At 44.6% G+C, this 10,833-nt stretch carries 14 protein-coding genes, 1 tRNA gene, 1 pseudogene and 1 other annotated feature; of the genes and pseudogenes, 14 read left to right on the forward strand and 2 right to left on the reverse strand.

Features of this window, described 5'->3' with window-relative positions; translation table 11 throughout:
- The first annotated feature begins 474 nt into the window (after window positions 1–474).
- The 3 genes from EST42_RS01655 (at window position 475) to EST42_RS01665 (ending at window position 2,828) form a co-directional block, all read left to right on the forward strand.
- Window positions 475–1,323, forward strand: coding sequence for a COG3942 and LysM peptidoglycan-binding domain-containing protein (locus tag EST42_RS01655; RefSeq protein ID WP_134643938.1), 849 nt, complete (start codon window positions 475–477; stop codon window positions 1,321–1,323).
- 208 nt (window positions 1,324–1,531) lie between these two features.
- Window positions 1,532–2,341 (forward strand): CAP domain-containing protein, encoded by an 810-nt coding sequence (locus EST42_RS01660; protein WP_134643939.1) that lies wholly within the window; start codon window positions 1,532–1,534, stop codon window positions 2,339–2,341.
- Between the two features lie 100 nt (window positions 2,342–2,441).
- Window positions 2,442–2,828 carry a rhodanese-like domain-containing protein gene (locus tag EST42_RS01665; RefSeq protein WP_134643940.1) on the forward strand — a complete coding sequence of 129 codons (387 nt, stop codon included), beginning with the start codon at window positions 2,442–2,444 and terminating at the stop codon, window positions 2,826–2,828.
- Between the two features lie 50 nt (window positions 2,829–2,878).
- Here the strand turns inward: EST42_RS01665 and EST42_RS01670 are convergent, their stop codons facing one another.
- The gene (locus EST42_RS01670; protein ID WP_134643941.1) at window positions 2,879–3,061 is read right to left on the reverse strand and encodes a DUF3042 family protein; all 183 of its coding nucleotides are present in this window, start codon (window positions 3,059–3,061) and stop codon (window positions 2,879–2,881) included.
- A gap of 75 nt (window positions 3,062–3,136) precedes the next feature.
- Here EST42_RS01670 and EST42_RS01675 point away from each other — a divergent pair, with 75 nt between their 5' ends.
- The 10 genes from EST42_RS01675 (at window position 3,137) to rpmA (ending at window position 10,037) form a co-directional block, all read left to right on the forward strand.
- Window positions 3,137–3,748: a glycerophosphodiester phosphodiesterase gene (locus tag EST42_RS01675; protein ID WP_134643942.1), complete on the forward strand. Its 612-nt coding sequence runs from the start codon at window positions 3,137–3,139 to the stop codon at window positions 3,746–3,748.
- 14 nt (window positions 3,749–3,762) lie between these two features.
- Window positions 3,763–4,686: a tRNA (adenosine(37)-N6)-dimethylallyltransferase MiaA gene (miaA, locus tag EST42_RS01680; protein ID WP_134643943.1), complete on the forward strand. Its 924-nt coding sequence runs from the start codon at window positions 3,763–3,765 to the stop codon at window positions 4,684–4,686.
- 65 nt (window positions 4,687–4,751) lie between these two features.
- Window positions 4,752–5,102, forward strand: a complete 351-nt coding sequence (locus EST42_RS01685; protein WP_010372371.1) for a MerR family transcriptional regulator — start codon at window positions 4,752–4,754, stop codon at window positions 5,100–5,102.
- Window positions 5,103–5,142: 40 nt separating this feature from the next.
- Entirely contained in the window at window positions 5,143–6,489 is a 1,347-nt protein-coding gene (glnA, locus tag EST42_RS01690; protein WP_134643944.1) for a type I glutamate--ammonia ligase, read from the forward strand.
- Between the two features lie 144 nt (window positions 6,490–6,633).
- Entirely contained in the window at window positions 6,634–7,506 is an 873-nt protein-coding gene (locus tag EST42_RS01695; RefSeq protein WP_134643945.1) for a hypothetical protein, read from the forward strand.
- Between the two features lie 2 nt (window positions 7,507–7,508).
- Window positions 7,509–8,540, forward strand: a complete 1,032-nt coding sequence (locus EST42_RS01700) for a hypothetical protein (protein WP_134643946.1) — start codon at window positions 7,509–7,511, stop codon at window positions 8,538–8,540.
- Window positions 8,540–9,067 (forward strand): dUTPase, encoded by a 528-nt coding sequence (locus tag EST42_RS01705; protein ID WP_134643947.1) that lies wholly within the window; start codon window positions 8,540–8,542, stop codon window positions 9,065–9,067. The genes EST42_RS01700 and EST42_RS01705 overlap by 1 nt, the downstream gene beginning before the upstream one ends.
- A 50-nt stretch (window positions 9,068–9,117) precedes the next feature.
- Window positions 9,118–9,191: transfer RNA gene (locus tag EST42_RS01710), tRNA-Arg, on the forward strand.
- A 97-nt stretch (window positions 9,192–9,288) separates the two neighbouring features.
- Window positions 9,289–9,364 (forward strand) — a sequence feature (ribosomal protein L21 leader region).
- Between the two features lie 31 nt (window positions 9,365–9,395).
- Window positions 9,396–9,698, forward strand: coding sequence for a 50S ribosomal protein L21 (rplU, locus tag EST42_RS01715; protein ID WP_010372385.1), 303 nt, complete (start codon window positions 9,396–9,398; stop codon window positions 9,696–9,698).
- Window positions 9,699–9,725: 27 nt separating this feature from the next.
- Entirely contained in the window at window positions 9,726–10,037 is a 312-nt protein-coding gene (gene rpmA / locus EST42_RS01720; RefSeq protein WP_043940771.1) for a 50S ribosomal protein L27, read from the forward strand.
- 79 nt (window positions 10,038–10,116) lie between these two features.
- Here rpmA and EST42_RS11490 read toward each other — a convergent pair.
- Window positions 10,117–10,248 (reverse strand): annotated as a pseudogene (locus tag EST42_RS11490) (DUF805 domain-containing protein); the annotation flags it as partial.
- A gap of 179 nt (window positions 10,249–10,427) precedes the next feature.
- On the opposite strand from EST42_RS11490, the gene EST42_RS01730 reads away from it, so the two are divergent.
- Window positions 10,428–10,730, forward strand: a complete 303-nt coding sequence (locus tag EST42_RS01730) for a hypothetical protein (RefSeq protein ID WP_134643948.1) — start codon at window positions 10,428–10,430, stop codon at window positions 10,728–10,730.
- Window positions 10,731–10,833 lie beyond the last annotated feature (103 nt).

Genomic DNA, 10,833 nt, shown 5'->3' on the forward strand with positions numbered 1-10,833 from the left:
GATGGCACCAGGTGTGGTGGTTCTGGTGAATACGATCACGTGGGTGTCGTTGTTGCCGTAAATGGTCACCAAAGTATGATTGAAGAAGGAAACTACGCTGGTTTGTCATATAACTCACGTACGCTTTCAAAGGATAGCATGATGTTTGTACACTAATCGCAAATTTCACATACTTGTAAATTGTAATAAAGTTGTCTGAACCCTATTGGTCCAGGTTTTTTATTACATTTTGTAATAAAACGTAATATTGTAGCCAGTTTTCACGTTTTCGGCGTGACATGTGTACCACGAAAGCGGTTTAAAACAATGAAACCACTTGATATAACGGCATTTTTAGTTGCTTCCATTTTTTTAGTAACTGTTATACAAGCGTAACTAGGCCGTTAAATCGGGTTGATAGACTGCTTTATGGATAGAGGAAAGACGTTGCCGTAGCGACGCGCCTTAAATCGCATCAAGGGGATAATAAAGAATATGACAACTCAAAACATGACTAAGGGATGGTTTGTTGCTGCTGCAACGGCTGCCGCTGCAATTTTACCGATGACACACACAACGGCCGCTTCTGCTGAAGATTCAACCGCAAACAAGGCTGATGCAAATGCAAACAAAGCGGCCTCATGGCGTGCTAAGACAGTTGACGACGTGAAGGCGGTTGTCTTGTCAGCTGGTACTGAATACAAGGTGCAAACAGGTGACACATTGTCAACGATCGCCCAAGCGACAGGAGAAAGTGTTGATGACATTGCCAAGGCCAATGGCTTGTCAGATGTTCACTTTATCACGGTTGGTGAGACGTTGAAGTTGGCGCCAGCAGATAAGCAAGATAATAACTCTGCATCAGATGCCCTTAAGCAAGCGGCTGTCTCAGCAGACAAGGCTGCTGGTGCAGCTGCGCAAGTTGCACCAACGTCTTCAGCTGACAATATGCAATACACGAACACGGGTGCGGTTGCTTACGATGCAGCGTCACAACCTGCTGTTGCTGCGCCAACGTATGATACGACTGGTAACACTTACCCAGCTGGACAATGCACGTGGTTCGTTAAGAACGCTTTGTCGTGGGTTGGTAACAACTGGGGTAACGCTTCTGGTTGGGGCGCTTCAGCTGCGGCAGCAGGTCGTGTAGTTGACGCAACACCAGCTGCCGGTGCGGTCGCTGTCTTTGCACCTGGTATTGACGGTGCAGGTGAATTGGGTCACGTTGCGGTTGTTGATTTTGTTAACTCAGATGGTACGATTACAATTTCAGAGGGTAACTACGCTGGATTGGCATACCACGTTCGTACGATTTCGGCTGCTGGCATCCAATTTGTTCACTAATAATAATGACGTAAAACCAAGTCCATTTTTTGGACTTGGTTTTTTTAATTTGAAATGAAGGATTTGTTTTTGCAATTTTTCGAGCCTTCTGTTAATTGCTTTGAAGCGCGGATGTAAACAACTAGCAATAATCCTTTACTATACTTTTATAAGTAGATTAAAAGAGAAGAAAATAGATAAGAAGCGCTATAGGGAGAAAACGATTCTTATGGAAAAAGTATCAGTAAATAAATCAATTAAGGGAATGGCTTTGACGACTGCTGCGGTTGCAGCAGCTGCCTTGCCATTTATGCACACAAACGCAGCGTCAGCTGACGATTCAGCTAAGGGGTGGCGCAGTAAGACGGTTGACGAAGTACGGACAACTGTTGAGGATGCTGGACGTGTATATGTTGTACAATCTGGTGACACGTTGTCAACGATTGCAGCAGCGACGGATCGCAGTGTGGACGATATTGCGAAGCAAAATGATATTAAAAATGCTAACATGATTGAAGTTGGCCAGAAGCTCGATTTGGTGTCAGAAGCATCAGCAACAAGTGTTGCGGCGTCATTGGCCCCAGCTGCGTCATCTGTTGCGCCAGCCAGTTCAGTTGCTTCACAAGCATCATCAGCTAGTTCAGAATCGCCAGTCGCAACGAGTGCAGCTACATCTACTGTGCCGGTTGCGACAGTTTCACCAGCCATTGTGGACGCAACGTTGAATGCATTGAACGCATTGCGTGCTTCAGCAGGATTGACACAACTCGTTTGGGATGATGGCCTAGCTGCATCAGCAACGGCACGTGCCACATCAATGTCACAAACAGGTGTTGATCAGGCGCACTATTCAGGGGCAGTGGCCAATGAAGTTGTGGCGGCTGGGTTTGGTGCCGGACAAGACGTTATTTCTGCTTGGTTTAACGAAACAAACATGACTGGGGTGCCAAATGGGCACCATGATTGGGAAATGAATGGTTTATTCACGCGCGTCGGCTTTGGCTACGTTAACGGCTGGATTGTCGGCCATGCTGAATAATTGAAGAAAAGAAAAAGTCTGCCAAGGGTTGGCAGACTTTTTCTTTAGGTTTTGTTAAAATAGTAATTAACATGATTAACGAAACGGGGATTTGAGCAGTATGTTGCAAGCATTGTTTGTCTTGATTTTAATTTGGGTTACTTGGACAGTTGGTACAATCATCTGGACACGTACCACGTTGAAGCGCGCGGCAACGGTATTGAAGTCAGAAGAATTTGAAAAGCAAAGTCGCGGTCAACAATTGATCGATATCCGCGAATCGGCAAAGTTTAAGGCAAAGCACGTCCTAGGTGCACGTAACATTCAATATGCCTTGTTGAATGAAAACCACACTGCTTTGCGTAAGGACAAGCCTGTGTTCTTGTACGACGAGAACATGCAATTTGCAGCCCGTTTGGCACGCAAGTTGAAGAAGGACGGTTACAACGAAATTTTCGTCCTCAAGAATGGGTTTGCCGAATATAACGGTAAGACAAAGTCTAACTAATGAAAAAAGGTTTGGGATGTACATCCCAAACCTTTTCTTTATGTGCTTGATTAAAAGCGAGCGCCGTGTGAGTGAGCAGCCTTACGAGCAGCCTTGCGTTCTGTCTCTTCAAACTTAGCTTCCTCTTCTTCCAAAGGCTTTACAGCAACCTTGTGGAAAGTTAAAGCAGCGGCTGCAGCAGTAGCTAACGTGCCGGCAATACCAGTCAAAATCCCCAAACCAAACTTCTTCATGATGCGGTTCCTCCATTTATTTGTTAAGATAAGTTTAACATATTTAACAAGAATTAAACTACTGAGGTTCGTGAAATGTCTGTAAACGAAACATTAATTATTGCACACCGCGGCATACATCACGACCGAGGTGACGAAAATACGCTAATTGCCTTCCAACGGGCGATTGCTGCAGGCGTTGACGGCCTTGAAGTTGATGTCCAATTATATGGTAATCGATTAATTTTGAAGCATGATCAGGATGGCGTGGTACCGGCGGATGTTGCGACATTTGGCAATTTTTTGACGTTGATTGCAACAACGCAGTATCAAGGGTTATTACTAATTGAATTAAAGGGACGGGTAGGAGCGGAGCAATTGTATCGCGAGATGCAGGCGAAACAATTATCAAATGCCGTGATGTTGCAGTCGTTTCAAGAGCTGCCCTTGCGGAAGTGGCGTCGCTTAGATGCAAACGTACCAATTGGTTATTTGCGGCATATGTCGAATATGGTGAGCTGGCGGTTGTGGCAGGATGGTATTATTCAGCAAGTTAACCTGGATTATCGTTATTGGTACCTTGCTTGGTTAAGACCATTCGGCGCTAAGACTTATTGGTGGACCCCGAATACGCGCAGGTGGACAACCTTACTCCGGATGTTAGGCGTACGCGGTATCATTACGGATATTGCAACAAAAATTTTGTAGGTGAATGAGTAAAAATGGATAAATTAATTGTCATTGTTGGGCCGACCGCGGTTGGTAAAACAGCGTTATCTTTGGCATTGGCTCGAGCTGTTGATGGTGAAATTGTATCGGGTGACTCGATGCAAATTTATCGACGTCTAAACATCGGGACGGCGAAGGCAACACCAGCGGAACAGGCACAAGCACCGCATCATATGATTGATATCGCTGAACCAACCGAAACGTATTCGGCGGCCCGTTTTGTTCAGGAAGCCCAGCAAGCGATTGCTGAGATTACGGCCCGTGGTAAGGTGCCAATCTTGGTTGGGGGCACCGGTTTTTATGTGCAAGCGTTGTTGGGCGATAAGCCACTAGCAGCGGTAGATGATATTCAAGATGACGCGTTTACGGCGAAGTGGACACGAATTGCCCACGACGAAGGGGAAGCGGTATTGCGTGATGCTTTGCGCAAGATGGACGCGGTGAGCGAGGCTAGGATTTTACCTGGTCAAATTCGCCGATTAGTGCGTGCTTTACTAGTGAGTGATCATACCGGCAAGCCTTTCTCTGAGCAAAAGCCAGAGCCAAAGCGGCAGTATGATGCCTTTATTATCGGTCTAACAACTGATCGGCAAGTGTTATATGAACGCATTAATCAACGTGTCGACGCTATGATGACGCAAGGAATTTTGCCAGAAGCAGAAATTGCGAGGGCTTTACCAGCAGATAGCACAGCTCGAAAGGCGATTGGTTACAAGGAACTGTTTGGCTATTTAGCTGGTGATGAATCATTAGAACAAGCAACGGAAACGTTGAAACAGGCATCACGCCGGTACGCAAAACGGCAGATGACGTGGTTCAATAATCAGTTTATGGACATTCATTGGTTTGACTTAGTTCAGCAACCGTCTGAAATAACTAACATAAAAGAAGCGGTAAAACGGTTCATGTCAGAATAGCTGACATGATTAAAAACTTCACATATAATCGGTGGTAACATGCTAAGCATAGGGGGTCAGAACGTATGGGTGGACGAGAACTTCGTCGCGATTTGGCGGTATTGCCGATGAGCGTCGTACGTGAACTGACTGACTTATCTGATCGACAAATTCGTTATTATGATCAGCAGGGTTTAATTACGCCGCAACGGGGGGCTGGTAAACAACGTCGCTTTTCATTAAATGATGTAGACCGGTTAATTGAAATCGCAGATTATTTGGATGCAGGGTATTCAGTGTCTGAAATTCATGAGGTTGATGCCAAGAAGCAACGTAAGTCAGCTGAAAAGCCTGAACCAAATGAAGAAAATCTACGACACATGTTGGCGGATGAGCTGCTGAAAATTGGACGTTTTAATGGTCAGCGTAAGTTTTAACATTTTGTTTTAATTGCTAAGTTATCAAAAGGAGATTTAGATGGTTCGCAAAGCATATACCAAGGATGATATTCGGCGCATGATTGCAGAAGAAAACGTAGAATTCTTGCGACTACAATTCTCGGACGTGTTCGGTACAATCAAGAATGTTGAAGTACCAGTTTCACAACTTGAGAAGGTACTCGACAATAATTTGATGTTTGACGGTTCTTCAATTGAAGGGTTTGTCCGCATTGAAGAGTCAGATATGTACTTATACCCAGACTTGTCAACGTTCATGATTTTCCCATGGGCGACTGATTTGCATGGTGGTAAGGTTGCGCGCTTGATTGCTGATATTTACACGGCAGATCGCGAACCATTTGCAGGTGATCCACGTAGCAATTTGAAGCGTGTCTTGCAGCAGATGACGGAAGATGGCTTTAAGTCATTTAATATCGGAACGGAACCAGAGTTCTTCTTGTTCAAGCTGGATGAGCATGGTAACCCAACGATGAATTTGAATGACAAGGGTGGTTACTTTGACCTAGCGCCACTTGATCTTGGAGAAAACACACGTCGTGAAATCGTGTTGGAGATGGAGAAGATGGGCTTTGAAGTTGAAGCGGCCCACCACGAAGTTGCGCCAGGTCAACACGAAGTCGACTTTAAATATGCGGATGCACTTGATGCGGCTGACAATATTCAAACGTTTAAGTTGATTGTGAAGACGATTGCGCGTAAGCACGGTATGTACGCAACCTTTATGCCTAAGCCAGTTTCAGGTATTAATGGTAATGGTATGCACACGAACATGTCTTTGTTCACCGAGGAAGGTAATGCCTTCTTTGATGAAGCTGGTGAGTTGCAATTGTCTAAGACGGCCTATAACTTTTTGGGTGGTATTTTGGATCACGCAGCTAACTTTACGGCCATTACAAATCCCACGGTTAACTCATTCAAGCGTTTGACGCCGGGCTTCGAAGCACCAGTTTACGTGGCTTGGTCAGGATCAAACCGTTCACCGATGGTTCGTGTCCCAGCTTCACGTGGTAACTCAACGCGTTTGGAATTGCGTTCCGTTGATCCAACCGCTAACCCATACTTGGCCTTTGCTGCCATTTTGGCAGCTGGCTTGGATGGTATTGAACGTGAATTGGAGCCAACACACGCTGTTGACCGTAACATCTACTTGATGGATGAAGGAGAACGCAAGCGTGCAGGTATTACTGATTTACCAGATACCTTGCTAGCAGCTGTGAACGACTTGGATGAGGATGAAACAATCAAGGCAGCATTGGGCTCACACATGTCACGTACATTTGTGGATGCAAAGCGTCTTGAGTATCAAGCTTACCGACAAGAAGTATCGCAATGGGAATTGGACACATATCTCGAGCAATACTAAAATTTTCGTTAAATGTTCTAAAAAACAACGCCGACCGGGGAAAGGTTGGCGTTTTTCTTTAAGGTTAGGTTGTATGATAGAACTATTAAGATGTTAGTGTTATGACATGAGTTTTAGTACAACCACACACGAGGAGGGGTTGAGATGGAGAACACGCCATACTTGAAGACGGACTTGCCGTCAAATCAATCCGTATTAAATGGAAAACTACAAGCAAAATTAGACTATATTGGGGATATTCAGAACGCTGTTGCGACGAATGATGATCGCCGGGTATATGAATTATTAGATAGCCAAAAGTACAACACGAAGATTCGACAGACGCAAAACGCGGCCTCAAATCGTGCCTTGTCAGTCTTGGTGGATGATATGCAGGATGAATTAAGTCACCATTTGGGACAGCAATTGATTCAGTATTTGTCAGAAAAGTTCCCATTCTTTTATTACGAAGAGACGCAATTGGGTGTGTTCCAATTGTTCTTTGGAAATTGGTGGGATCGACGTCATTTCGGTATTCTTGATCCACTCGCTGTGAATTTTATCTTCAATGATCAGGAGTATGAAAAGTTGGCACGTGCCGTTGAATTATCAGAGGGCGGCCAACGTTATAACGCGCAAGTAATTGAAGATACCACACGAGCTAATGAGGCGTTGCAACAAATTGTGGCTGATCAAAATCAACGTGATGCTGAACGTGCCCAATTGATGGCCCAACTGGCATCGAGTGAAGACCGTGGCGGTATTTTTGGTAACCGTTCACAAAATGAACAACGTGAAGTATTGAAGGAACGTTTGGCCAAATTAGATGCTGCGGATGACAAGGCGAAAGAAGTGCCTGAGTTAATTGCAGCAAACAATGCCCAAATTTTGAATCTGTCAAAGGAGGACACGATTTTGATTTACGAACAACGTGCCATCTCAGATACATTTGGTTCATTTGCAAACTTCCAAGAAGCAGTTGCGTCACTATACGAAACGTATGTGACGTATTTGGCTGATACACAAGGAGGTAAGTAATTATGACAGAACACCTTCGTGAACGCGTAGTCGCATATGCTGAATTGTTGACCGATGACATTGGTCAAATTCAACAATTGTTGGCGCAAGTGCGTGAATTGGCCGAATCACAAGAACCAGCGCGTGTGCACAAGCTTGCCGAGCGTTTAACGGCAGCGCATCTTGATACGGACTGGGTTCTTGTGCCACGTCAATATAGCCCAGCGGATTGGTACATGTTGGCGATGGATCGGTTTATGAGTTTCGCCGGTATCCCGGCGTACGATATTTTGACGCCAGCTGAACGTGAAGAACTAACGCTGGTACCAACTGAATTGGAAGTGCCAGCAACATTTGAGTTCGTTGTGAACGACGATCCAAATGGTGGTGCCTTTTTCATTGAGCTTGGGACGAATGAACGTTTGTTCTACTGGTCATTAGAGCGTAAGCAAATTTTATTTAACGCCGATGCCATTACGAACTTGTTGATTGAAAACTATCGTAAGAAGACGACCGCACCACGCATTCGCACAGTGACGACATTGTTGACTGAATTCGGCCGTTACATGGAACGCGAATTTGGCTACAAGGTCGATTACAACATCTTGGAGACCAAGGATGATTTCTTTTATCCACTGGTTCAAACCGAAATGCCAGCTGGTATGTTGGATCGTTTGTTTGTGTTGTCAGCAGATTCAAACTACTTCTTGCAAAACATTCCAAATGGGGCTGGCCTGGTACTTGAACAGGGTGTTGAAGTCCGTATTTTCTACGCAAATGATGCCACGGCTATTGGGGCACAACGTTGGCACTTCCAAGTGATCGATGGTCACGATGCTGTTTCATGGCTTGATATTTTGTTGGATTACGACTTCATTGGTGCTTGGTACTTGAAGGAGCGTCATTACTTGGCTGTCGAGAGCGATGAATTAGTTTTCGGTTTGCAAGGCAATCATGCGTTGAAGAATTACGGGGCATCTGCACGAGTTAAGTCTGAAGCACTACAAGTGGAAGTGTTGCAACCAAACACGACTGATGAGGGGCCGGAAGCATAATGGCACTGGATATTGCATTATATTTACGGCAAGCGCGTGACGCTTATCGGGTTGTGACGTATGATTGGGAAAATCCAATTAGCCCCAAAGATGTCCTATTAAATGATTATTTAAATTTGGATATTACGTTAGGTACGCTGATGCGCCGGGTTGATGCGGTGAATGGAGATGTGCCCCATGATGCTGTTGTGACGGGTGAGGCGATGATTGTTGATTTGTATGCTACGGCTTTGAGTCAATTTTTGTTGATTAGTTTAAAGCAACAGTGGACACATTTGATGGTGTTGGAAGACTCTGATATTGAAAAGTTTGCCCGTTTCCCACAAATGCGGCTGGCCCATCAATTTATAGGGATTAAGACGATGTTGCTAAACAGTTACCATCAGAAGCGCCAAAGTGATTTCGCCCATGCTTGGCGGTCATTTATAAAATTGGGATTAATTGAATTGCATTTAACTGAGGGAGAGCTCGCAATGGCAATTTCTCAGGTTTTGGATGCTTCTAACCTTGATTCACCAGCGTTTTAACCGTACAATAGATGAGGCGATAGTGAAATGTTGCCTCCTCTATTTTATATGCAGCTGTAGCACAACTGGATAGTGCACTCGGTTTCTACCCGAGCGGTTGTGGGTTCGAGTCCCACCAGCTGCACTTATGTTTTTGTTAAAATCCCTCACCAATTGTGGGGGATTTTATTGTTTTTGTTTTCCCATTGGTTTATAATAATTTACGTTGTGTTTGTGGATCCCACAAACTGCAACCACTCGTGGTCTGTATTAAGTTGTTCCTCGGAACACGCGGACTCGGTGAGTCTAAGTTTTTTTAGAAATAACATATATGGAGGTCTACAGACTCATGGCAGCATATGCAATCATTGAGAACGGTGGAAAGCAATACAAGGTTTCTGCCGGTGACGTAATCTACGTCGAGAAGATGGACGCCGCAGAGGGTGACAAGGTTGTCTTTGACAAGGTTGTCTTCGCTGACGGCAAGATCGGTGCACCATACGTTGATGGTGTTACTGTATCAGGTACTGTTGAGAAGCAAGGTAAGGAAAAGAAGGTTGTTACTTTCAAGTACAAGCCAAAGAAGCACTCACACAAGAAGCAAGGTCACCGTCAACCATACACTAAGGTTGTCATTGACTCTATTGCCTAAGACATCGGAAAGAAGAGGATTTAAATCATGCAATTGAATTTGAACAACTTGACGATGCTTGCCCACCACAAGGGAGGCGGATCTTCTGCCAACGGTCGTGACTCAGCAGGTCGTCGTCTAGGTACGAAGCGCGCTGATGGTCAAGACATCAAGGCTGGATCAATCATTTACCGTCAACGCGGTACGCACATCTACCCAGGTGTAAACGTTGGTCGTGGAAACGATGACACGTTGTACGCTTTGACTGATGGTGTCGTAAAGTTCGGTCGTTTGGGCCGTGACCGTCGCCAAGTATCAGTTGTTTCACGCGAAGAATACAAGCAAATCATTGCTAAGTAATCATTTTACGTGATAACGGTTGAATAAACTGTAAAAAGGCAGCATTACGATTAAGTTCGTGATGCTGTCTTTTTGTTTATTACGATAAGTTATATTTTTTATTTGTTGGTAGTAGCAGCAAATAAAAAATAAACAATCCAACGTAAGGAATTAAAAATACGAAAGTAAACCAGCCACTTCTAGTGCTATCGCGTACTCGACGAGCTAGGGCACTGAAGAATGGTAACTAAATGCGTAATGAAAATCAATATGCCATTAATCAACATTTGTTTCCAGAATAATTTGCGTGGCAATCGACCTTTGAAGGTGAATAAGTAAATCCAATAATTAAAAATGGGATGGTCCGAATCGGGTTTAACAGAACTAAATCAGAATGATCGGACATCAATTTTGGCCCCAGTTGTTACAACCGAAGCCGGTTATACGCCAGAGGATGTCCACAGTATTACAACTGGTTTGGTCGACGTCGTTGGCTCAGGTAAGGGCCGGGCGGTTGTTGGCATTGGTGTGAATGGTATTAGGGCGACGTATACGTTGTCTGGTGATGGTGGTGTAGGAGTGATGACAGGTTCGTATACCGGTGAAAATGGTGATAGTGATCACCCGTTTAAAATTCATGTGAACGACTGGTTGCGTACGCATAACTTGCAAGATGTCCAGGCAGAGTACGGATCAGTAATGACCAACAATTAACGAGGGCTATTTCTTGCAAGCGTTTACAGTGGGTGTTATTATAATCGTGTACCAAAGGAAAGGCAGGTAATTGAATTGCAGGAAGAATTCATTTCAACCTCTA

Origin of the sequence: Weissella cibaria (genome assembly GCF_004521965.1) — a bacterium.
GTDB classification, from domain to species: domain Bacteria; phylum Bacillota; class Bacilli; order Lactobacillales; family Lactobacillaceae; genus Weissella; species Weissella cibaria_A.